The organism is Amycolatopsis sp. NBC_00355 (assembly GCF_036104975.1).
Taxonomy (GTDB): Bacteria; Actinomycetota; Actinomycetes; order Mycobacteriales; family Pseudonocardiaceae; genus Amycolatopsis.
Genome location: NZ_CP107982.1, coordinates 5429683 through 5450452, shown reverse-complemented (window position 1 = coordinate 5450452; position 20770 = coordinate 5429683). Strand labels below are relative to the sequence as shown.

Genomic DNA, 20770 nt, shown 5'->3' with positions numbered 1-20770 from the left:
GCTCATGGAACTCGTCACCATCGAGCGGATCCAGGCCGCCCGCGAACTCCTCAAAGGAGTGACCCGGGTGACGCCGATGGAGCACGCGCGCGACCTGCGCCGGCTCCACGGCGGTCCGGTGCACCTGAAGTGCGAAAACCTGCAACGCACGGGCTCGTTCAAGATCCGTGGCGCCTACACCCGCATCCACGGTCTCACCGACGAAGAGCGTGCGCGCGGCGTCGTCGCGGCCAGTGCCGGCAACCACGCGCAGGGCGTCGCGCTCGCGTCGTCGCTGCTCGGTGCCAAGTCGACGGTCTTCATGCCGCTGCGGGCGCCGCTGCCGAAGCTCGCCGCCACCCGCGGTTACGGCGCCGACGTCCACCTGCACGGCGCGTTGCTCGAAGAGACCCTCGCCGCCGCGATCGAGTTCGGCGAGCGGACCGGCGCGGTGTTCATCCACCCCTTCGACCACCAGGACGTCATCGCCGGCCAGGGCACCGTCGGGCTCGAGATCCTCGAGCAGGTGCCCGGGGTCAAGACGATCCTCGTCGCCACCGGCGGCGGGGGGCTGGTCGGCGGGGTCGCCGCCGCCGTGAAGTCGGTGCGCCCGGACGTCCGGGTGATCGGCGTCCAGGCCGAGGAGGCCGCCGCGTACCCGCCGTCGCTGACCGCGGGCGCGCCGGTCCGGCTGAGCCAGACGTCGACCATGGCCGACGGCATCGCGGTCGGCGAGCCGGGCCCGGTCAGCTTCGCCCACGTCGAGTCGCTGGTCGACGACGTCGTGACGGTGTCCGAGCAGTCGCTCTCGCGGGCCGTGCTGCTCTGCCTGGAACGGCGCAAACTGGTCGTCGAACCCGCCGGCGCGGCCACTGTCGCCGCGCTGCTGCAGCACCCCGGCGCGTTCGAGCCGCCGGTCGTGGCCATCCTCTCCGGCGGCAACGTCGACCCGGTGCTGCTCCTGCAGATCATCCAGCACGGCATGACCGCGGGCGGCCGCTACCTGCGGCTGCACCTGCGGGTCCCGGACCGGCCGGGCTCGCTGGTGGGGGTGCTGTCGTGCGTCAGCGGGCTGGGCGCGAACGTCCTCGACGTCGAGCACTCCCGGATCTCCGGCAGCCTCGACCTCGGCGAGGCCGACGTCGTGCTGGCGCTGGAGACCCGCGGGCCCGACCACTGCAAGGACATCGAGATCGCGCTGACGAACGCCGGCTACACGGTCGTCTGAGCCCCGGAAGTCTCAGCGGCTTCCGGGTGGCGGAGCCGCGGTTGTCACAGCCGTTCGCCGGTGATGGCCGCGAGCGCTAGGACCGTGGCCTCGGCGGAGACCTCCGACGGCGCGGTGAACCGCCGGGCCCGGATGTGGGCGACCAGGTCCGGATCCGGCGGCACCCCGTGCTCACGCAGGTAGTACGCGACGGCGCCGGGCCACGCCCAGGCCCCGTCGGTGCGGAAGTTCATCGGCACGGCGTCGGCCCGGTCCGGCGCGAACGCGTCGGCGCCGTAACTGCGGGACGCCAGGATGACCGGCGCCGTGTCCAGGTAGCTCAGCACCCGCTCGATCTCGGCCGGGGCCAGCGGCGGCCGCCGGATCACCGGCCGGCCCGCCGCGTCGACGCCGTCGTGGACGCGGGGCGTGTGCACCTTTTCGTCCGGGCCGGGCAGCGCGGGCGGTGGCGGGGCCAGCGGGGGCAGGCCCGCCCGGTCCCGCAGCCAGCCCGGGATCCGCTCTTCGGCGCGCGGGAAGAACCGCAGCTCGTCCTGGAAGCCGATGGGCGGCGGCTGGTGCCGGAACGGCGGTTCGAGGTCCGGCCGGCCGAAGTCGGCCTCGGGTGGCCGGCCCGGGTCGAACACGAGGACCGCGCCGAGCCAGGTGCCGTGGCCGGGCTGGTACATGCCCGCCCGCAGGACGCCGAGCAGCCGCACCGCTTCCGGGTGCGGTGGCAGGGTCCGGGGCAGCCCGTCCGGGGCGGTCACGAGCAGGTCGGCCTCGATGTGCCGGCCGGCGGCGCGGTACTCGACCCGCAGCTGCCGCCAGCCCGGCGGCACCTGACCCGTCAGCACCGCGCCGATCTGCCGGACGAGCTCGTGCTGCTGCTCCGGCCGCAACGGCCCCGGTGGCTGGCTCATCTCGTCCTCCCGGACCCGCTCAGATCGTGATCTCGCCGACGCGGGTGCCGGTGAGCAGGTGGTGCGGCAGGTAGTCGGACTCGACGTCGACCGTCATCCCGGCGTCGCGGGCGAGGCAGGCCATCGCCAGCGGTGCCAGCGCGACGATGCTCGCCGGGCTGCGCGGCCGCTCGGGGTCGGCCGTCCAGAACCGCTTGTGCAGCTCCAAAGCCGTCACCAGTGAGTCGCTGAACTTGCCTTCTTCGCGTTGGGTGTAGAGGTAGAACAGCTCGATCGGCGGGTAGTGCAGCTGCAGCACGGCCTCCGGGACGGAGTGCTGGAGCGCCTCCGGCTCGGTGCCGCGCATGGCCGCCAGGACGGTGTCGATCAGGTCCGGGCCGTTGCGGATGTGGAGCTGCAGCGCCCGCACCCAGTCGAAGAGGTAGTCGTCGTACTCCGGCGCCGCTTCGCGCAGCTGCTCGATCGGGACACCGGCGAGCAGGTCGAGCCGGGGCTGGTCGCGGGCCACGATGGCGAGGTACGCGGTCTTCAGCCAGTTCGGCGCGTCGGTGTCGACCGTCGGCCCGGTCGCCGGGCGGCGGATCACCTCGTCGCCGAACCGGAACTCGACCTCTTCGCCCTCGGGCCGGGTCCCGGCCAGGAACAGCGCGCCGCCGGCCTGCAGTGCCCGGGTCAGCGCCAGCCAGGTTTCGTTTTCGGCCGCGCGGGGGTCGCCGCCGCAGCGGTAGGCGAACTCGTCGTATGACCGGTCCAAGGCGTAACCGGGTCCGCGCCGGTCCGTCTCGATGTCTTCCCGTGCGTCCTGCCGGCGCGCGAAAATCCGTTTCGCGCCGCTCTCGGCATTCGGCGCGTCGAAGTCGTGCCGGGCAACAGTGCGCACGGATTCGTCACTCCCCACGATTCTCCGGTTATCTGTCCGTCAGGTCGAACTGCTTGAGGTTGTAGCCACCGTACACGGGATGTTTCTTGTACTGGCCGGGGTTCGCGGGGTCCGGGACCTTCGCGCCCGACGGGTCGAGGTCGACTTCGTCGCGTACCCGGGCCTTGGCGACGTAATAATCGAGAGTGCCTTTTCGCTGCGCCCGGATGAGGTCTTCGGCGAGATTCTTCTCGGCCTCGGTTCCGTTCGCCGCCATGTTCTTGATGATGCTGTCGACGTACTTCGGGTGGCCTTGTTCGAAGCGGCCGTTCCCGTCGGCGCCCTGCCGGGTGCCGAGGCCGGCGTTGGGCCCCTTGGCTTCGACGACGACGAGCCGGGGCTGCCCGTCCGGCCCGGTGACCTGGTAGATCTGGTCGAACCGGCCCGAGCCGGGCTTGTCGCCGAGCCGGGTGTTGTCGCCGTGCAGGTCGGGATCGGGCAGTTCCTTGACCTCGTAGTCGGGCGGCGGGAACCTGTCGGCGACGGCATCGCGGCCGGCGTGCTCGCCGAGGTCCTCGCCGAGGTTCGTCCGGTCGCGGTGCGCGTCGGTGCGCTCGCGCTCGATCTCGTCGGTGACCGTGCCCTTGCCGTGGGCGTCCTGGTAGTCCGCCTCGGCTTCCCGCGCGCGCTGGTTCGCCGCGTGCCGGCGGTCGATGAGGTCCTGGGCTTCGTCCCGCTGCACGGGCGTCGCCGGGTGCTCGACCTCGTTGGCCTTGTGGTAGTTCGCCGGTTCGAAGTCGTCGGACTTCGGGTCGAACTTCTCGCCGTCCGGCTTGGTCGTGTCTTCCTTGATCTTCGGGACGCGCTCGTCGAGGGCGTCGTTCTGATCGGCGTTCTTGCGCGAGTACTCGCCGTTCTTGTTCGGCCCGTCGTAGTACTTCTCGCGGTAGGCGTCGTCGTTGATCCGCTCCCTCATCGACGCCCGCGGCTCCCGGTCGGGGTGCTCGATGTCGACCGGTTCCTCGTCGATGTAGCGCTCGCCGCGGTGCTGCGCGCTGTCGGCGTCGACGTCGTGCGGGTCGCCGTGGTGGGTGTCCGGGGCGAAACCGTCGTCGCCGGCGCGGTGGGTCGTGCCGTCCGGGTGGTGGGTGTTCCACTCGCCGTCCGGCGGGATGCGGGGACGCATCTTGCCGTCCGGGCCGATTTCGTAGTCGGAGGAGAAGACGCGGCCGTGCGCGTCGGTCCACGCCGGCTTCGTCGGGGCCATCACCTCGGTGTCGAGCTCACGCGAAAGCCGGTGCGCGAAGTCGTTCGAGCTCGCGTCGCAGCCGATCAGCCGGACGGGGCGGCCGTCGTAATCGGCGTTGCGGCGCAAGACGTCCGCGAACTCTTCGGGGGTGTAGAGCCGGTCGCCGATCCGGGCGTGGCCGTCCGGCGTGACGTGCACGTCGACGGTGTAGCGGCCGTCCGGGTCGGGCTGCACGCGGTGCGGCAGGTCGCCCATGTCCGGGTCGCCGGCGTGGTAGGAGCTGCCGGACGGCGTGCTTTCGGCGTGCCGCGCGTTGACCTCGTCCGGGCTGAGCGGTTCGCCGTGGTGGGGCGGGCCGCCGTCGGGATCGTGGTGACCGGGGCCGTTTTCGTGCGGGCCGTTTTCGTGGGGACCGTGCCCGTCGGGACCGTGGGTGCCGCCGGGGCCGGTGTGCCCGGGACCGCCGCCCGGCCGGCTGCCCGGGGCGTGCCCGCCGGGGCGGGTGTCCGGGCCGTGCGTGCCGGGGCCGAAGCCGCGGGCCGCCGGCGCGGGGGTGTCCGGGGTGCGCGGACGCGGGGTGTCGCCACCCGGACGCGGCCGTCCTTCGGGCAGGTCGCCGCCGGCGCGCGGGCGTCCTTCGGGGAAGTCGCCGCCGGGCCGTGGCCGCCCGGGCGCGTCGACGTGCGGCGTGTGCGCGCCGGGACTGCCCGGGGTACCGGTCCAGCCGCCGCCGGTGCGCGAGGAACCGCCGCCGGGGCCACCGCCGCTACCGGGGCTGCCACCGGGCGGCATGCCCCCGCCCATCGGCGCGCCGCCCTGAGGCGGGACGCCGGAGGCAGCGCCGTCCCCACCGCGCGGCGACGGGAATTGAGTACCCGGGTCCCCGGTACGCGGAGCGGCGGGCGCGGTACCGCTGGCGGAAGTGGTGCCGTCGGCTCGCGGCGGCGCGGCACTGCTCGGAGTGTCACCGCCGGCGTGCGAGCCGGGCGCATCGGACCGCGCGGCGGGCGACGAGTGCGAAGGACTCCCCGAGCCGGCGTGGCTCGGCGAGCTGTCGCCCGCCCGGGTGGGGGACGGGCTCGAATCCCCGGCGTGGGAAGGAGAATTGCCGCCGGCGTGGGTGCCCGGGCCGCTGTCGGCGACCCGCGGCGACGGGCTGGAGTCGCCGGCGTGAGTCGATGGGCCGGAATCTCCGGTGTGCGAGGGCGAGCTGTCACCGGCGCGTGCCGAAGGGTTGGAGCCTCCGGTGTGCGAAGGCGAGTTGTCGCCTGCGCGGGTCGGTGAGGGGCTGCTGTCGGCGGTTCGTGGTGCCGGGCTGGAGTCGCCGGCGTGAGTCGATGGGCCGGAATCCGCGGTGTGCGAGGGCGAGCTGTCACCGGCGCGTGCCGAAGGGCTGGAGCCTCCGGTGTGCGAGGGCGAGCTGTCACCGGCGCGTGCCGAAGGGCTGGAGCCTCCGGTGTGCGAAGGCGAGTTGTCGCCTGCGCGGGTCGGTGAGGGGCTGCTGTCGGCGGTTCGTGGTGCCGGGCTGGAGTCGCCCGCGTGGGCGGGTGAGCTGTCCCCAGTGCGTGCCGAGGGGCTGGAATCCCCGGTGTGGGAGGGGGAACCGTCCCCGGGCGAGCTGTCGCCCGCGCGGGCCGACGGGCTGGAGTTCCCCGCCTGCGCGGGAGCGTCCCCGCGAGCCGTCGACGGGCTCGAGTCGCCGGTCGGGGAGCTGTCACCCGGGTGGGCGCTGTCGCCGCCCGGCTCCTCACGGCTCGGACTCCGGCGGGAGCCGGTGTCGGGCGAGGAGTCCGTGTTCATCGGGTCCGAACCCGGCGAGTCCGCATCCCCATGGCTGCCACCGGAATCACCGGAATCACCCGAGGAACCGTCGGAACCGTCGGGCGAGTCCTCCGAACCGCCGTGGGCCCTCGTGTGGACGCCGCCCTCGCCCTTGGGGACCTTGTGGACGAAGCCGCCTTCCTTGATCTTCAGCCCGTCCAGGCCGCTGACCTTGCCCAGCACCTTGCCGAAGACCTTGGCGATCTTTTCGAAGATGTCGACCAGCTTCGACAGCAGCGGCGACACCTTGCGGATCGTGTCGGTCAGCTTCTTGAGCAGCTCACCGATCTTCTTGCCCCACTTGGCGATCGCGGCCGACGCCTGCGCGACGACGACCGGCGTGCCGAAGCCCAGCGAGAAGACTTCCTCCATCACCCAGGCGATCAGCTTGCCGACCAGGTCCGCGATCAGCTGGCGCACGGTCTCCCGGACGAACGAGACGACCTGGCCCATGATCATGGTGACCGTGCTGATCGCGCCGGCGACCGTCGCCGCGCCCGAAAGCGCGTCGCTGTGCTCGGTGGCGAACTTCCGGTACGCGTCGGCGCCCGCGCCCTGCCACCCCGCGGTGCCGGTCTTGACCGCGTTGTCGAAGTCGGTCTTCCGTTCGCCCAGCGCCTTCGAGACGTTGCCCCAGGTGTCCGCGTACGACTGGATCACCGGCGGGTTGCCCGCGAGCGAGTCCAGCATGTCCTTCAACGGCTGGATGTGCTCCATCAGGAACGACGCCACCGACGACATCAGGTACCCGAACGGGTCGACGGCCGCGCCCGCGATCTCGCCGGCCAGGCTCAGCACGCCCAGGCCGCCGGAAACCCAGTCGCCGTCCTTGATCCCGTTGAACGCGTCCATCGACGACTCGGCGAGGCCGATACCGCCGGCCCAGCCGTAGTCGCCGTTGCCCGCGGTGAAGGCACCCGGGCCGTCCGGGTCCTGCTTCGCGTCCACGACGAGCGGGTTGCCCTCGGGCATCAGGCACCGTCCGTGGACTTGTTCAGATCGTCGGCGACCCCGGCTTCGTAGGTGTGGTACGCCGCAGCGGCTTCGCGCACTTTGCCGGAGACGGCGGTCATCGCCTGCACGGCGTCCTTGAGCGCGTCGATCCCGTACTGCTCCACCGGGTCGAGCAGCATCCGGAACGGCTGGCAGAGGATGCCGTACGCGTCCGTCGGCATGCTGACCTGGTTGGCTGCGTCGACGGCCTGCTGCAGCCCGTCGCCGATGGCGTCGAGCTGCTTCGCGTGCGCGGTCAGGTCGGTGCTGAGTTCCACATCCGTCATCGGTTCCCCCCTCAGGAAAGGATCGGTCCGCCGAAGTCGTCGTCATCGTCGTCGGCCGGGCGCCAGCGCCGCGGCGGTTGCTGCTGTTGCGGCGGTGCGGGCGGCGGAGTGCGCGGCGCCGCGGGCGGCTGCTCGTCGTTGTCGTCCGGCAGGAACCGGCGGACGCGGTCGGGTTCCGGGAACGTGGGCTCGGGTTCCGGCGGCGGCTGCGGGAACGTGCTCTGCGCCTCGCGGACGATCTCCACGGCGGCCTGGTCGCCCGTGCCGGTGGTCTCGGTCATGGCCTGCTGCAACAGTTCCGGGATCCGCGCCTGCGCGCGCTGCACCAGCTGCATCACCTGCGCGGAGACCTCGGCCATCCGCTTGGCGCCGGCGGCGGACTCCGCGATGACGAGGTTCTTCAGCAGGCCGCGCGCATCGACGGTCACCGTGACCAGGCCGTCCTTCGACCGCTCGGTGACCGTCTGGCCCTGCATGCGATCGGCCAGCGCCTGGTACCGGGCGGTGTTCTCCTCGAGCCGCTTGGTCCAGTTGTCGATCATCTCGTCGCTCGCGTCGACGCTGTCCGGCATCCCGGCCCCTTTTCTGTCCCTCTCCACACTGACGGATCCGAGCCGCCCGCGGTTCCCCGAAAGCCGTGAAGGCCACCATAGGGGACTTGGAGTCCCTCATGGTGGCCTTCACGGCTTTGTGGTTCAGAGGTTGCCGCGGCGCTCCTGCTCGCGCTCGATCGCTTCGAACAGGGCCTTGAAGTTGCCCTTGCCGAAGCCCAGCGAACCGTGGCGCTCGATGAGCTCGTAGAACACGGTGGGCCGGTCGCCGATGGGCTTGGTGAAGATCTGCAGCAGGTAGCCGTCCTCGTCGCGGTCGACCAGGATGCTGTGCTCCTTGAGCGTCTCGATCGACACGCGGACGTTGCCGATCCGGGCGCGCAGCTCCGGGTCCTCGTAGTACGACGCCGGGGTGTCCAGGAACTCGACGCCGGCGGCGCGCATCGCGGTGACCGTGGCGATGATGTCGTTGGTGGCCAGCGCGATGTGCTGGCAGCCCGCGCCGCCGTAGAACTCGAGGTACTCGTCGATCTGCGACTTCTTCTTCGCCACGGCGGGCTCGTTCAGCGGGAACTTCACCCGGTGGTTGCCGTTCGAGACGACCTTGCTCATCAGGGCCGAGTACTCGGTGGCGATGTCGTCGCCGACGAACTCCGCCATGTTCACGAAGCCCATGACGCGGTGGTACCAGTCGACCCAGTAGTCCATCTTGCCGAGCTCGACGTTGCCGACGCAGTGGTCGACGGCCTGGAACAGCCGCTTCGGCGCACCCTCGGGCCGCTTGACGGTGCTCTCGCGCGGCTCGTAGCCGGGCAGGTAGACGCCGGTGTAGCGCGACCGGTCGACCAGCGAGTGGCGGGTTTCGCCGTAGGTCGCGATCGCGGCGACGCGCACGGTGCCGTGCTCGTCGGAGACGTCGTGCGGCTCCTCGAGGACGGTCGCGCCCTGCGCGCGGGCGTGCTCGACGCACTTGTCGACGTCGGTGGTCTCCAGCGCCAGGTCGATGACGCCGTCACCGTGCTTGCGGTGGTGGTCCAGCAGCGGCGAGTCCGGCCGCACGCCGCCGGTGATGACGAACCGGGCCGAGCCGGACTTGAGCACGTACGACTTGCGCTCGAAGTTGCCGGTCTCGGGGCCGGAGTAGGCGACCAGCTGCATCCCGAACGCGATCTGGTAGTACCAGGCGGTCTGGGTCGCGTTGCCGGCGATGAACACGACCGCGTCCATGGCCTTGACCGGGAACGGGTCTGTCGAGGCGTCGTGGTCGACGAGGCCGACGAGCTGACGCAGCTGGTCGTAGCTGACGTCGTCGAGGGCACCCTGGTGGGGTTCGGCAGTCTGGGTCATACCTCGAAGCATCCGACCGTGAGGCAAGATGTGCAATGGTCTCAGTTTTTGCTGGACAATATGATCGGTGACTGTCGGACATCGGCTGTCATCGTGGACAACTTGTGCAGGGAAGAGAGCAATGTCGGAGAACCTCGACGCATTGGACGCGCGGCTGCTGCTGTTGCTCACCGACACCCCGCGTCTGGGCGTGCTGGAGTGCGCTCGCCGCCTCGGGGTCGCCCGCGGAACGGTCCAGGCGCGCCTCGACCGCCTGGCCGAACGCGGCATCCTCGGCGGGTTCCCGCCGGAGCTCGACCTGGCGGCGATGGGTTACGGCCTCACGGCGTTCGCGGTGATCGAGATCGCCCAGGGCCGCCGAGCCGAGGTGGCGCAGGCCCTGGCGGCGATCGACGAGGTCTGCGAAGTCCACGCGACCACGGGCCAGGGCGACCTGTTCGTCCGCATGGTGGCGCGGGGCAACGACGACCTGCAGCGGGTGATCGACGAGGTGGTCGGCGTCCCGGACGTCCAGCGGACATCGACGTCGATCGCCCTCTCGACGCCGGTCCCGCCCCGGGTCCGCCCCCTGCTGGAACGCACCGCCCGGTCGTGAGTGGTTAGGGCGGTTCTAACCGCCCTAACCACTCACGACCCGGGACGCGCGTCAGCCCTCGTCGATCACCTGGGACAGGTAGCGCTTCGCCGAGCGCTGCACGACCTCGAAGCCGTCCGTGCGCACGATCGCGTCCCACCAGGCTCCGTAGATCGCCTCGAAGCGGTAGCCCGCCAGCAGTTCCGCCGCGCGGCGGACGATGTGCGGGCGTTCCGGGACCAGGTTCGGGTAGCTGTACATGAAGCCGACGTGCGTCCGGTCGGGGATCACCTGGACGATGTCGCCGGACAGCAGCGCGCCGCGGCCCTCTTCGCCGGCCGGCCAGTGCAGGACCGTGCCGCCGTCGAAGTGCACACCCAGGTTGATCAGCCGCAGGTCGGGGGCGACGTCCAGGGTGGTGCCGGACCACAGCTCCACCGACGGGTCGGGCCGGCCGATCCACTGCTGATCGCCTTCGTGCAGGTAGACCGGGACGTCGAACGCGTGCGCCCACTCCACCATCGTCGTGTAGTAGTGGGGGTGGCTGATCGCGATGCCGGTGATCCCGCCGAGGGCGCGGACCCGCTCGACGAGCGCGTCGTCGAGGTACGCCGCGCAGTCCCACAGGAAATTGCCGGAGCCGGCCCGCACCAGCAGGGCGCGCTGACCGATCGCGAACCCGGGGTTCGAGCCGACGCCGACGATGCCGGGGCCCTGCTCTTCGACGCGCGGGGTGTACGTACCGCTCGCGCGGAGCGTGGCCAGGCTCGTCCACTGCTGCCCGGACGCCGGGACGTACTGGCGTTCGTCTTCGCAGACCGGGCAGTCGTCCCGGGCCTCGGGGTACTGCATGCCGCAGGCCTGGCAGATCGGTTCCGTGCTCACTGAAGTCCTCCCAGTACGTAGCTTCCGGGAGTCACGCTAGCTGCGGGGACGCGCGCCCGGCGACGGGAAAACCGGGCGCGCCCGGACCGCTACTTGCCGTCGCTGTAGGGGACGGCCTTGACGAGGGTGACCTTCTGCAGCTTGCCGTTCGGCAGCTCGTACTCGCGCGACTCGCCTTCCTTGGCGCCGAGCAGGGCCTTGCCCAGCGGCGACTCGGGGGAGTACACGTCGAGGCCGCCCTCGGCGCCTTCCTCGCGGGTGGCGAGCAGGAACTTCTCGTCCTCGTCGTCGCCCTCGTACCGGACGGTCAGCACCTTGCCCGGGCCGGCGGTGCCGTCGTTGGCCGGCGCCTCGCCGACCTTGGCCCCGCGCAGCAGCTCCTGGAGGTGCCGGATGCGCGCCTCGGCCTGGCCCTGTTCTTCCCGGGCGGCGTGGTAGCCGCCGTTCTCCTTGAGGTCGCCTTCTTCGCGGCTGTCGTTGATGCGCGCGGCGATAACCGGACGATTCTCGATCATTTCGTCGAGCTCGTGCTTGAGCCGGTCGTAGGCATCCTGGGTCAGCCAGGTCACCTTGGTGTCGCTCACGGTCACCATCTCCTCGTCGGGCCTGCCAGGCTTGCGTGTTCAAGCCGGCCCACACGGGCCTAGGTGCCCGCGTGGCTGAGATAAAGGAAAAACACGGCCCGTCGTGGGCCGTGCTGAGGGGTCAGACTATCACGGCACGACAGGGCCAAGCCCGTTATTTCCGCGCGTCGTGGGCGTTGAGCGCGCGGTTCACCCCGTTGGCCGCTATGGGGTTGACAAGTACCGTGGTATGTCGTACGCGCAGCCGTACACGTCGGCCGTCACCGGTGCCCCGATGCTCTTGATCGTCGTGGTCATCCTGCTGTACTTCGCGCCGGCTGGGATCAGGAGCTCTTTGCGGCCGCTCTCGGCGCCGGTCTTGTCGCGGACGCGGACGATGCAGACGCCCGGCCGGTTGTTGTCGTCGCGGGTCACGTTGAGCGTGATTTCCATCGCGTTGCCCGGTTTCCCGCTGAAGGCGACGCGCTCGGCGTCGATCGGCGCGGAGCCGAGGTTGACGTAGGCGACGTACGCGATCACGCCGCTGACGACCAGGGCGATGGCCAGGAAAAGCCAGCGTCGCCAGCGCCGGGACGTCGGTGCGCGCCCGGTGCCGTAGCGGCCTTCGGGGAGCGTCGACGCGCTGCTCCCGACGACCGTTTCCGCCGGTCCGCCTGCCAACCCGGGGCCTCCTGCTCGTTCTTGTCGTACCCCTGGGGACAATGGAGCTGTCCGGCCCGGGTACGGCCTTCGGGATCGAGTATCCGCTGGCCGGGTGCGCGCCGCGCAGGTGGGTCCTGGGTGGGTTATGGAATAAGGGTCGAAAGGGAGTCGTTCGGAGCATGGTGGAAGCTGACGAGCTGAGGAACACCGCCGAGCCGCGCCTGCGCATGATGGCCGTGCACGCCCACCCGGACGACGAGTCGAGCAAGGGCGCCGCCACCATGGCGCGCTACGCCGCCGAAGGTCACGAGGTGCTGGTCGTCACGTGCACCGGAGGCGAGGCCGGGAGCATCCTGAACCCCGCGATGGACCGGCCGGACGTGCTGGCGAACATGCGCGAGGTCCGCCGGGAGGAGATGGCCCGCGCGGCCAAGATCCTCGGCGTGAGCCAGCGCTGGCTGGGCTTCGTCGACTCCGGCCTGCCGGAGGGCGACCCGCTGCCGCCGGTGCCCGAGGGGTCGTTCGCGGTGGTGCCGCTGGAGGAGTCCACCGAGGCGCTGGTGCGCGTGATCCGGGAGTTCCGCCCGCACGTCATCACGACCTACGACGAGAACGGCGGCTACCCGCACCCCGACCACATCCGCACCCACGAGGTGTCGATGGCGGCGTGGGACGCGGCGGCCGACCCGGACCGCTTCCCCGACGCGGGCGAGCCGTGGCAGCCGTCGAAGCTGTACTACATGCACGGCTTCTCCAAGGCCCGGATGGTCGCGTTCGACGCGGCCTTGAAGGAAGCCGGGATGGAATCGCCGTACACCGAGTGGCTCGAGAAGTGGGACCCCGACCGCGCCGATGTGATGGAGCGGGTGACGACCCGCGTCGAGTGCGGTGAATACTTCGAGGCGCGGGACGAGGCGCTGAAGGCGCACGCGACGCAGATCGACCCGAACAGCCGCTGGTTCTTCGTGCCGCTGGAGATGCAGCGCGCGATCTGGCCGACCGAAGAGTACGAGCTGGTCAAGTCGCTGGTGGACAGCACGTTGCCCGAGAGCGAACTGTTCGCCGGCATCGAGGAGAAGGTGAACACATGAGTCTGACGCTGCCGGCCGGCGTGGCGCTTCCGGTGACCGCGTCGGCCCTGGTCCTGGCGCAGCAACCCGGTGACGGCGACAACGGCGGGCAGGGGGAGGACTTCGGCAAGTCGTCCCCGGTCGGCTTCCTGGTGCTGATCCTGTTCCTCATCGCGGTGGCCTTCCTGGTCCGCTCGATGACGAAGCACCTCAAGCGCGTCCCGGCCAGCTTCGACGAACCGGCCGAGAAGACCGAGCCGGCGCCGGCCGGGGGCGAGCCCCAGGCGAAGGCCGAGCCGGTCGAGGAACCGAAGGCGGCCGAGGACACCTCGCCCGCCAAGGCCGACTGACCCGGGTCGGCACCGCCCCGCAGCCGACCCGTTCTCGTCGACACACGGCATCCGGACGTCCACCAGCACGACGTCGAGGGCCGCGGCCACCTCGCCGACCACGCGGATGCCGTCGAGCGTCAGCCCGGCGCGGACGAGGTCGTCGTCCACCGGCAGCAGCGGGTCACCGCGGCCACGGCAGCCAGGCGTTCAGCAGGAACTCGCCGCCGGATCGCCGGTGGTCGAGCTGCCCGCCGGCCAGCCGGACGCGTTCGGTGAGGCCGACGAGCCCGTGCCCGGTTGCGCGCTGGGGGTTCCCGGCCGGGCCGAGCGGGTTCGAGACGGCGATCTCCAGCCTGGCCCCGGCTTCCCCGCCCAGCGCGATCCGCACCGGCTGGCCCGGCGCGTGCTTGCGGGCGTTGGTGAGGGCTTCCTGGACGACGCGGTAGGCGGTGCGCCCGGCCATCCCCGGCACGCCGCCGACCTCGCCGGTCACCTGTACCGCCGTGCCGACCGCGCGCGTCCGCTCGACGAGCCCCGGCAGGTCGGTCAGTTCGGGCACCGGCCGTTCCGTGCCGTCGGTCACCGGGTCGTCGTGCAGCAACACGATCACTTCGCGCAGTTCGACGAGCGCCTGGTGCGCGCCGGCCCGCACCACCCCGGCCGCCTGGGCGAGCTTCTCCGGCGGCGCGTGGGGCCGGAGCTCGAGCGCACCGGCGTAGGTCGCGAGCAGGGACAGGCGGTGCGCGAGGACGTCGTGCATCTCCCGGGCGATCGACGCGCGTTCGGCCGCGCCGGCCTCGGCGATGCGGCGGCCCTGCTCGGCTTCGGCGCGCAGGGCCCGTTCGGTGAGCGCGGTGAGCACGGCGTCGCGGCCCGCGGAGAGCGCGCCGAGCCCGACGACGGCGACGTGCGCGAGCACCGCCAGCACCAGCCACCAGCCGTAGGGCAGCCCGTCGGCCGGCCGCCACAGGCCGCGCAGAGCGTGGGCCAGCACCCCGGCCACGGCGACCGTGACCGCGTGGCTCCACGGCCGGGACCGCGCGACCTGCAGCACGCCGAGCACGGCGGGCGGGGTCGCGACCGGCGACAGCACGGCCAGCACCGCCGCCACGAGGGTGCTCGTGACCGGGCGGTGGAACACCAGCGGTACCAGCGCACAGCCGAGCAGCCCGGCCAGGACGTCGTAGACCCGCAGGTCGCCCGAGGCGTACTGCCCCCACGCCGTCACGGCCGCGCCGACGACCGCCACGGCCGTCAGCGGGCCGGGGCGAGCGTAGGTCGCCGAGCGGGTCATGGCCCGAGCGTACGACCGGAAGGAGGGGCGCACAGCGACCTGAGGCCACATGACTGCGGCGCCCCGGCCGACGCGCGCGGGCCGCCGAACGCCCGTTCCAGCGTAGAACGTCTTGCGGCTGCGACTTCTAGAGCCGCGGGTCCACGGGGTCCGACTCCAGCGCCAGCACCGCGAAGACGCACTCGTGGACCCGCCACAGCGGCTCGCCCCGCGCGACGCGTTCCAGCGCTTCCAGTCCGAGCGCGTACTCCCGCAGCGCCAGCGTGCGCTTGCGGTTGAGCCCGCGCTTGCGCAGCCGCTCCAGGTTCTCCGGGAGGGTGTAGTCGGGGCCGTAGATGATCCGCAGGTACTCGCGCCCGCGCACCTTCACCCCGGGCTGCACCAGCCCGCGCGCGCCGCGGGTCAGGTTGGCCGCCGGCTTGACGACCATGCCCTCGCCGCCCGCGCCGGTCAGCTCTTCCCACCACTCGACGCCCGCCGCGACGGACGCCTCGTCCATGGTGTCGACGGAGAGCGTCCGGGTGCCCTGGAAACGCGGTCCGGCCAGCCGGTCGAGCAGCGACAGGTGCCAGTCGTGCGGACGGTCGTGGTAGCTCGCGCCCTCGGACGCCAGCAGCTGGAACGGCGCCAGCCGCACACCGTCGAGGCCGGACGTCGGCCAGCAGTAACGCCGGTACGCCGCCCGGTAGGACTCCACTGTGGACTCCCGGGTCGCCGTGCGCCCCAGCAGGTCCGTGACGTCGATGCCGCGCGCGGCCGCGGTCGCCAGCGCGGAGACCGCGGCGGGCAGCACGGCCTGGGCGGCTGCGCCGACCGACGCGTACTGGTTCGAGATCAGCGAACCCGCCTTCGCGCTCCACGGCAGCAGTTCGGCGTCGAACAGCAGCCAGCCGCTGTCCAGTTCCTCGAACAGCCCGGCCGCCGCGGTCCGCACGTCGGCGAGCAGTTCGAGGTTCTGCGACGCCGAGAAGAACGGCCGTCCGGTGCGCGTGTACACCGCTCCGCCGCCCTGGACGCCGAAGCGCTTGTGAGCCACGTCGTCGTCCCGGCACACGAGCACGACGGCCCGCGAGCCCATGTGCTTCTCCTCGCACAGCACGGACTGGACGCCGGCCGCGCGGAACTCGGCGAACGCCTCCTCGGGGTGCTCCAGGTAGTCCTCACGCGACGAAGTCGCGCACGGTGCCATCGTCGGCGGCAGGTAGGCGAGCCAGCGCGGGTCCACCGCGAACCGGCTCATCACCTCCAGCGCCGCGGCGGACTGCTCCGCCGAGACGCCGATCCGGCCGTGGTGCGCGGCGTTCACGATCCGCTTGCCGGTGACGTCGGCCAGCTCCAGGACGGCAGGCTCACGCCCGCCCAGCGGCCGGTTCGCGTCGAGCGGCTTCGTCGGCTCGTACCAGACCTGGTGCGCCTTCACCGAGACGACGTCGCGCTCCGGGTACCGCAGCGCGGTCAGCTTCCCGCCGAACACGACCCCGGTGTCGAGGCACATGGTGTTGTTGACCCACTCCGGTTCCAGCGTCGGCGTGTGCCCGTACAGGACCATCGCGGACCCGCGGTAGTCGCGTGCCCACGGCAGCCGCACCGGCAGACCGTATTCGTCGGTCTCGCCGGTCGTGTCGCCGTAGAGCGCCATGCTGCGCACCCGCCCGGACGCGCGTCCGTGGTAGCGCTCGGGCAGCCCGGCGTGCGCGACGACGAGCTTGCCGCCGTCGAGGACGTAGTGCGCGATCAGGCCGTCGCAGAATTCGTGCGCCTGGCGGCGGAACTCCTCGGTCTCGGCGCCGAGCTGCGCCAGCGACTCGGCAAGCCCGTGCGCGACGTTGACCTTCCGCCCGTGCAGCGCGCGCACCAGCTTCTGCTCGTGGTTCCCGCAGACGACCAGCGCGTTGCCGCTCCCGGCCATTCCCATGACGCGCCGCAGCACACCCGGGGTGTCCGGGCCGCGGTCGACGAGGTCGCCGACGAACACCGCGGTCCGCCCTTCGGGGTGGACGCCGTCGGCGTACCCCAGCTCGGCCAGCAGTTCCTCGAGCTCGGCCGCGCAGCCGTGGACGTCGCCGATCACGTCGAACGGCCCGGTCAGCTCGCGCTTGTCGTTGCGCAGCGGCTCGACGGCGATCTCCGCTTCCGCCACCTCGGTCTCGCCGCGCAGCACGTGCACGCGCCGGAAGCCCTCGCGCTCCAATGACTTCAACGACCGCTGCAGCTCACCGCGCTGCCGGCGGATCACGTGCTCGCCGAACTCGCGGTCCGGCCGCGTCGCGTTGCGCGCCGCGCACACACCCAGCGGCAGGTCGAGCACGATCGCCGTCGGGAGCACGTCGTGCTCCTTCGCGAGCTTCACCAGGCTCGCCCGCGACGCGCGCTGGACGTTCGTCGCGTCGATGACGGTCAGCCGCCCGGCCGCGAGCCGCTTGCCCGCGATGTAGTGCAGCGCCTCGAAGGCGTCGGCGGACGCGGACTGGTCGTTCTCGTCGTCGGCGACGAGCCCGCGGAAGAAATCGCTGGAGAGCACCTGCGTCGGCGCGAAGTGCGTGCGCGCGAACGTCGACTTGCCGGAGCCGGACGCGCCGACGAGCACGACGAGGGACATCTCGGGAACGGTCAGCTTCACGCGGCCACCTCCTTCTCACTCGTGAAAACCGCCAGCTGGGTCGGCGGTCCTGAATCCTGGTCCTCCGGTCCGACCGGCAGGTAACGAACGGCGTAGCGATTTCGGGCCGCGACGCCGTCGGCCCAGGCGCGGAACTCCGCCCGGGTCCATTCGAACCGGTGATCGGCGTGCCGGAAATGCCCCATCGGGAGGAATTCGAACAGCCGGTTGTACTCCGCGTTGGGCGTCGTGACGATCACCGTCCGCGGCGCCGCGACCCCGAACACGGCGTGCTCCAGGGCCGGCAGCCGCTCTTCGTCGACGTGTTCGACGACCTCCATCAGCACGGCGGCGTCGTACCCGGCCAGCGCCGGGTCGGCGTAGGTCAGCGCGGACTGCCGCAGCGTCACCCGGCTGTGCTCCTTGAGCCGCTTCTCCGCGATGTCCAACGCACTCGCGGAGACGTCAACGCCGACGATCTCGGTGAACGACGGCTCCTTCTCGAGCACGCGCAGCAGTGCACCGGGACCGCAGCCGAGGTCGAGGACGCGCTGGGCGCCGGCCGCCCGGAGCGCGGCGAGCACGCTCCCGTGCCGCTGCGTCGACAGCGGTTCGGGCCGGTCGGGAACCTCGGTGACCAGAGCCTCGGCCTCTGCCGGGACGTCATCCGCCTCGGCGAGGCGCGACAGTGCGTAGTTCACGACGGGACGGCGTCGCTCGAGGTAGCGGTTGGTGATGAGCGTGCGCTCGGGGTGCCCGCCGAGCCAGCCGTCGCCGGCGCGCAGCAGCTTGTCGGCCTCGTCCTGCCCGACCCAGTAGTGCTTGTCGCCGTCGAGGGCGGGCAGCAGGACGTAGAGGTGGCGCAGCGCGTCGGCGACCCGCTGGGTACCGGTGAGCGTCAAGTCGACATAGCGACTCTCGCCCCACTGTGGGAACTCCGGGTCGAGCGGGATCGGCGTCGCCGTGACCTGCCAGCCGAGCGGCTCGAAGAGCTTGTGCACCACCTCCGCGCCACCGCGCGCGGACAGCGACGGCACGCGGATCTCCAGTTCGAAGGCCTCGTCGACCAGTTCGGGACGCGCGGCGCAGCGCCCGGCGAGCGCCGTCGTGAACGCCGCCCGCAGCGCCACCGCGAGGTACGAGCCACCGGCGTACGGCCGGTCGTTGACGTACTGCGTCAACGACGTCCCGCCGCCGCGCACGAGCTCGATCGCATCGATCTCGACGAACAACGCGACGGTGCACTTCTCCGGCGTCGCCTCGGGGTAGAAGACGTGCGCGGTGCCGGCGGAAAGCGCGACCGACTGGGCCTTCTCCGGATGCTTGTGCAGGAGGAAGCCCAGATCGGTGGCGGGGGTACGGGTGGTCGTGATGGTCAACAGCACCGCGCAAGTGTGGCTGACGCCCCGGTGACCGCGCGCCCGGTTTTCCGGAGTGCGACCCTGAAGGCATGAACCGCCTCGCCAGTGCGACCAGCCCGTACCTGCTCCAGCACGCGGAGAACCCGGTCGAGTGGTGGCAGTGGGGCGCGGACGCGCTCGCCGAGGCGCGGCGGCGGAACGTGCCCATCCTGTTGTCCGTGGGCTACGCCGCGTGCCACTGGTGTCACGTCATGGCGCACGAGTCGTTCGAAGACGCCGGGACCGCGGCAAAGATGAACGAGAACTTCGTCAACATCAAGGTCGATCGCGAGGAGCGGCCGGACATCGACGCGGTGTACATGGCCGCCACGCAGGCGATGACCGGGCAGGGCGGCTGGCCGATGACCTGCTTCCTCACCCCGGACGGCGAGCCGTTCCACTGCGGCACCTACTACCCGCCGACGCCGCGGCCGGGGATGCCGTCGTTCCGGCAGCTGCTGTCCGCCGTCGCCGAGGCCTGGCAGGAACGGCCCGACGAGCTGCTGGAGGGCGCGAAGCAGATCGTCGCGCACATCGCCGAGCAGACCGGGCCGCTGCAGGAGTCCGTTGTGGACGAAGCCGTGCTCGCGGCCGCCGTCGAAAAGCTTCAGGGGGAAGCCGATCCGGTCAACGGCGGGTTCGGCCGCGCGCCCAAGTTCCCGCCGTCGATGGTGCTGGAGTTCCTGCTGCGCCACTACGAGCGCACCGGGTCCGGGACGGCATTGTCCCTTGTGGACGCGACAGCGGAGGCGATGGCGCGCGGCGGGCTGTACGACCAGCTCGGCGGCGGCTTCGCCCGGTACTCCGTGGACGCCGAGTGGATCGTGCCGCACTTCGAGAAGATGTTGTACGACAACGCGTTGCTCCTGCGGTTCTACGCCCACCTCTCGCGCCGCACCGGCTCGCGGACCGCGTCGCGCGTCGCCACCGGGACGGCCGAGTTCCTCGCCGCCGAACTGCGGACGGCCGAAGGCGGCTTCGCGTCGTCGCTGGACGCGGACACCGACGGCGTCGAAGGCCTGACCTACGTCTGGACGCCGGCGCAACTGCGTGAAGTCCTCGGCGAGGAGGACGGCAAGGTGGCCGCCGACCTGTTCGGCGTCACACCCGAGGGGACTTTCGAGGACGGCGCGTCGACGTTGCGCCTGCTCGCGGACACGCCGTTCGAGGACATCCGGTTCAAGCTCCTCGACGAGCGGGCGAAACGGCCGCAGCCGGGCCGTGACGACAAGGTGATCGCGTCCTGGAACGGCCTGGTGATCACGGCTTTGGCCGAGGCGGGTGTCGCTCTCGATCGTCCACAGTGGATCGAATGGGCCCGTGACGCGGCTGACCTGCTGCTGCGCGTCCACGTCGTCGACGGCCGGTTGCGACGCAGCTCCCGCGACGGTGTCGTTGGCGAGTCGGCCGGCGTGCTGGAGGACTACGCCTGCGTCGCCGACGGATTTCTGGCCCTGCACCAGGCCACGGGCGAGGCGAAGTGGCTCACCGAGGCGACCCGGCTGCTCGACCTGGCGCTGACGCACTTCGCGTCGCCGGACGTCCCGGGCGCGTACTTCGACACGGCCGACGACGCCGAGACGCTGGTCCAGCGCCCGGCCGACCCGGGCGACAACGCCAGCCCGGCGGGGGCATCGGCGCTGGCCGGTGCGCTGCTGACGGCGTCCGCGCTCGCGGGTCACGAGAACGTCGGGCGCTATCGCGAGGCCGCCGAGCAGGCGGTTCGCCGGGTCGGCGTGCTCGCCGGCCGGGTGCCGCGGTTCGCCGGGCACTGGCTGTCGGTCGCCGAGGCGATGCAGGCCGGCCCGGTGCAGGTCGCGGTGGTCGGCGCGGACCCGGCGCTGCGGCTCGCGGCGGCCCGGGGCGTCCACGGCGGCGGCATCGTGCTGGCGGGTTCGCCGGACGCCCCAGGCGTCCCCCTGCTGGCCGACCGCCCGCTGGTGGCCGGCGCCGCGGCGGCGTACGTCTGCCGCGGTTACGTCTGCGACCGCCCGGTCACCACCCCGGAAGCTCTCGCCGCCCAGCTCTGACCCGGTCCGTGAAGGCCTCCTTGAGGGACTCTGAGTCCCTCAAGGGGGCCTTCACGGCTTTGCGCTCTGGGTGAACGACGTCCGCGCTCACGTGTTTCCGGCGTAGCGTCGGTAGCGTTGTAATCATGTAATCGGAGGTGCGGC

General features: G+C 71.7%; 17 protein-coding genes. 5 read left to right on the top strand and 12 right to left on the bottom strand.

Going from position 1 to position 20770, the window contains the following annotated elements; all coding sequences use genetic code 11:
- Positions 1–4: 4 nt before the first annotated feature.
- Complete coding sequence (gene ilvA / locus OHS18_RS24210) at positions 5–1207, top strand: threonine ammonia-lyase (protein ID WP_328612504.1); 1203 nt, start codon at positions 5–7, stop codon at positions 1205–1207.
- Positions 1208–1251: 44 nt separating this feature from the next.
- On the opposite strand, the gene OHS18_RS24205 is transcribed toward ilvA, so the two are convergent.
- The 6 genes from OHS18_RS24205 to hppD form a co-directional block, all read right to left on the bottom strand.
- The gene (locus OHS18_RS24205) at positions 1252–2109 is read right to left on the bottom strand and encodes a ferredoxin (RefSeq protein ID WP_328612503.1); all 858 of its coding nucleotides are present in this window, start codon (positions 2107–2109) and stop codon (positions 1252–1254) included.
- A gap of 19 nt (positions 2110–2128) precedes the next feature.
- Complete coding sequence (locus OHS18_RS24200; protein WP_328612502.1) at positions 2129–2989, bottom strand: immunity 49 family protein; 861 nt, start codon at positions 2987–2989, stop codon at positions 2129–2131.
- A 28-nt stretch (positions 2990–3017) separates the two neighbouring features.
- On the bottom strand, positions 3018–7010 hold the full coding sequence (locus tag OHS18_RS24195; protein ID WP_328612501.1) for a hypothetical protein: 3993 nt from the start codon (positions 7008–7010) through the stop codon (positions 3018–3020).
- Entirely contained in the window at positions 7010–7318 is a 309-nt protein-coding gene (locus OHS18_RS24190; RefSeq protein WP_328448918.1) for a type VII secretion target, read from the bottom strand. The genes OHS18_RS24195 and OHS18_RS24190 overlap by 1 nt, the downstream gene beginning before the upstream one ends.
- Before the next feature lie 11 nt (positions 7319–7329).
- Positions 7330–7890, bottom strand: a complete 561-nt coding sequence (locus OHS18_RS24185) for a YbaB/EbfC family nucleoid-associated protein (protein WP_328612500.1) — start codon at positions 7888–7890, stop codon at positions 7330–7332.
- A gap of 123 nt (positions 7891–8013) precedes the next feature.
- The gene (gene hppD, locus OHS18_RS24180) at positions 8014–9216 is read right to left on the bottom strand and encodes a 4-hydroxyphenylpyruvate dioxygenase (protein ID WP_328448922.1); all 1203 of its coding nucleotides are present in this window, start codon (positions 9214–9216) and stop codon (positions 8014–8016) included.
- A 121-nt stretch (positions 9217–9337) separates the two neighbouring features.
- Here hppD and OHS18_RS24175 point away from each other — a divergent pair, with 121 nt between their 5' ends.
- On the top strand, positions 9338–9811 hold the full coding sequence (locus tag OHS18_RS24175) for an Lrp/AsnC family transcriptional regulator (RefSeq protein WP_326944369.1): 474 nt from the start codon (positions 9338–9340) through the stop codon (positions 9809–9811).
- 51 nt (positions 9812–9862) lie between these two features.
- Here OHS18_RS24175 and OHS18_RS24170 read toward each other — a convergent pair whose 3' ends face one another.
- The 3 genes from OHS18_RS24170 to OHS18_RS24160 form a co-directional block, all read right to left on the bottom strand.
- On the bottom strand, positions 9863–10675 hold the full coding sequence (locus tag OHS18_RS24170) for an MBL fold metallo-hydrolase (RefSeq protein ID WP_328448927.1): 813 nt from the start codon (positions 10673–10675) through the stop codon (positions 9863–9865).
- An 89-nt stretch (positions 10676–10764) separates the two neighbouring features.
- The gene (gene greA, locus OHS18_RS24165; protein WP_323323479.1) at positions 10765–11268 is read right to left on the bottom strand and encodes a transcription elongation factor GreA; all 504 of its coding nucleotides are present in this window, start codon (positions 11266–11268) and stop codon (positions 10765–10767) included.
- A gap of 195 nt (positions 11269–11463) precedes the next feature.
- Entirely contained in the window at positions 11464–11919 is a 456-nt protein-coding gene (locus OHS18_RS24160; protein WP_328612499.1) for a DUF4307 domain-containing protein, read from the bottom strand.
- 161 nt (positions 11920–12080) lie between these two features.
- Here OHS18_RS24160 and mca point away from each other — a divergent pair, with 161 nt between their 5' ends.
- Both mca and OHS18_RS24150 read left to right on the top strand, forming a co-directional pair.
- Positions 12081–12992, top strand: a complete 912-nt coding sequence (gene mca, locus OHS18_RS24155) for a mycothiol conjugate amidase Mca (protein WP_328612498.1) — start codon at positions 12081–12083, stop codon at positions 12990–12992.
- Positions 12989–13321, top strand: coding sequence for a hypothetical protein (locus OHS18_RS24150; RefSeq protein ID WP_328612497.1), 333 nt, complete (start codon positions 12989–12991; stop codon positions 13319–13321). Before mca ends, OHS18_RS24150 begins: the two co-directional genes overlap by 4 nt.
- A 163-nt stretch (positions 13322–13484) precedes the next feature.
- On the opposite strand, the gene OHS18_RS24145 is transcribed toward OHS18_RS24150, so the two are convergent.
- The 3 genes from OHS18_RS24145 to OHS18_RS24135 all read right to left on the bottom strand — a co-directional run bounded on the left by OHS18_RS24145 (position 13485) and on the right by OHS18_RS24135 (position 18581).
- Entirely contained in the window at positions 13485–14597 is a 1113-nt protein-coding gene (locus OHS18_RS24145) for a sensor histidine kinase (protein WP_328612496.1), read from the bottom strand.
- A gap of 127 nt (positions 14598–14724) precedes the next feature.
- Positions 14725–17217 (bottom strand): polynucleotide kinase-phosphatase, encoded by a 2493-nt coding sequence (locus tag OHS18_RS24140; RefSeq protein WP_328612495.1) that lies wholly within the window; start codon positions 17215–17217, stop codon positions 14725–14727.
- Entirely contained in the window at positions 17214–18581 is a 1368-nt protein-coding gene (locus tag OHS18_RS24135) for a 3' terminal RNA ribose 2'-O-methyltransferase Hen1 (RefSeq protein ID WP_328612494.1), read from the bottom strand. Before OHS18_RS24135 ends, OHS18_RS24140 begins: the two co-directional genes overlap by 4 nt.
- Positions 18582–18646: 65 nt before the next feature.
- Between OHS18_RS24135 and OHS18_RS24130 the strand changes: the two genes are divergently transcribed.
- Complete coding sequence (locus OHS18_RS24130) at positions 18647–20626, top strand: thioredoxin domain-containing protein (RefSeq protein ID WP_328612493.1); 1980 nt, start codon at positions 18647–18649, stop codon at positions 20624–20626.
- Positions 20627–20770 lie beyond the last annotated feature (144 nt).

Coding starts and splice junctions, on each gene's coding strand:
- ilvA (WP_328612504.1), top strand. CDS start 5: ATGGAACTCGTCACCATCGAGCGGATCCAGGCCGCCCGCGAACTCCTC.
- OHS18_RS24205 (WP_328612503.1), bottom strand. CDS start 2,109: ATGAGCCAGCCACCGGGGCCGTTGCGGCCGGAGCAGCAGCACGAGCTC.
- OHS18_RS24195 (WP_328612501.1), bottom strand. CDS start 7,010: ATGCCCGAGGGCAACCCGCTCGTCGTGGACGCGAAGCAGGACCCGGAC.
- OHS18_RS24190 (WP_328448918.1), bottom strand. CDS start 7,318: ATGACGGATGTGGAACTCAGCACCGACCTGACCGCGCACGCGAAGCAG.
- OHS18_RS24185 (WP_328612500.1), bottom strand. CDS start 7,890: ATGCCGGACAGCGTCGACGCGAGCGACGAGATGATCGACAACTGGACC.
- hppD (WP_328448922.1), bottom strand. CDS start 9,216: ATGACCCAGACTGCCGAACCCCACCAGGGTGCCCTCGACGACGTCAGC.
- OHS18_RS24175 (WP_326944369.1), top strand. CDS start 9,338: ATGTCGGAGAACCTCGACGCATTGGACGCGCGGCTGCTGCTGTTGCTC.
- greA (WP_323323479.1), bottom strand. CDS start 11,268: ATGGTGACCGTGAGCGACACCAAGGTGACCTGGCTGACCCAGGATGCC.
- mca (WP_328612498.1), top strand. CDS start 12,081: ATGGTGGAAGCTGACGAGCTGAGGAACACCGCCGAGCCGCGCCTGCGC.
- OHS18_RS24150 (WP_328612497.1), top strand. CDS start 12,989: ATGAGTCTGACGCTGCCGGCCGGCGTGGCGCTTCCGGTGACCGCGTCG.
- OHS18_RS24145 (WP_328612496.1), bottom strand. CDS start 14,597: ATGACCCGCTCGGCGACCTACGCTCGCCCCGGCCCGCTGACGGCCGTG.
- OHS18_RS24130 (WP_328612493.1), top strand. CDS start 18,647: ATGAACCGCCTCGCCAGTGCGACCAGCCCGTACCTGCTCCAGCACGCG.